The organism is Vibrio sp. 10N.261.54.A5 (genome assembly GCF_041471145.1).
Taxonomy (GTDB): domain Bacteria; phylum Pseudomonadota; class Gammaproteobacteria; order Enterobacterales; family Vibrionaceae; genus Vibrio; species Vibrio crassostreae_C.
This window is the reverse complement of the sequence record NZ_JBFRNU010000058.1, coordinates 1-205: the sequence shown is the minus strand read 5'-3', so window position 1 is coordinate 205 and position 205 is coordinate 1. Positions and strand designations below refer to the sequence as shown.

At 45.4% G+C, this 205-nt stretch carries 1 tRNA gene; it reads right to left on the bottom strand.

Features of this window, described 5'->3' with window-relative positions:
- Nucleotides 1–81 precede the first annotated feature (81 nt).
- Nucleotides 82–156, bottom strand: a tRNA-Gln gene (locus tag AB4329_RS17850).
- Nucleotides 157–205 lie beyond the last annotated feature (49 nt).

Genomic DNA, 205 nt, shown 5'->3' with positions numbered 1-205 from the left:
CCGCCACGACCGCAGCAAAGCTTTTACTCTAGCGAAGAGTATAGTTAAGAAGACTTATGGTTTGTCTAAGTAACGTTGTAATGGCTGGGCTACCTGGATTCGAACCAGGGAATGCTGGCATCAAAAGCCAGTGCCTTACCGCTTGGCGATAGCCCAACAATGAATGGTCATCTAATGAAAGAAACACATTCTAAATAATGGTGCG